At 46.3% G+C, this 568-nt stretch carries 1 pseudogene; it reads right to left on the reverse strand.

Annotation, left to right across the window (positions count from 1 at the left end):
- Positions 1–377: pseudogene (locus tag H9625_RS17475) on the reverse strand (hypothetical protein); the annotation flags it as partial.
- Between the last annotated feature and the right edge of the window lie 191 nt (positions 378–568).

Genomic DNA, 568 nt, shown 5'->3' on the forward strand with positions numbered 1-568 from the left:
TTGACTGAGTAAGCCCTTCCTCCTTCAATGTCGCGAATCTCGCAACGCTGAAGGTCGAGTTTCTCAAAAATCAATCTTCCCGCCTTTGATACGCGGCCGTCCACGCTTGCCTGTGCGGACACCGTCATGTGCATACCACAAGGCGGCATCATGCAGTCCCGACTGTCAATGTCGATAATGCCGATGCCGAGAATTTCCACTCCCCGTTTCACCTGAGAAGCACATCCCGACCAGAACTTGCCGATATAAGGAGTCTTCTTTCCCGACTTTGAAATGTAGCTCACGTCTATGGCAATGGCTTTTCTAACGCTTTCTCCAAACCGCTGCCGCATAAGGAAGAGATTGAACTGTATCCAGTCAAACTCACGTTCGAACAACTGCCGGAAGCGTTGTTCCGAGCTGTCTGCGTAACTTTGCTGAACAACTTTTCAAAGCATCGGTTACGAGTTCCTCATATTGGTCAAGTGCTGTTCTGTTCATTGCTTTAATGTGTGGTTAGATACCATTAAAGGTACTGAATTTCAGCCACTTGACCTATTTTATTCTGCTAAACTTTATTAATTAACTT

It is taken from the genome of Phocaeicola intestinalis, from assembly GCF_014837065.1.
GTDB lineage: Bacteria > Bacteroidota > Bacteroidia > Bacteroidales > Bacteroidaceae > Phocaeicola > Phocaeicola intestinalis.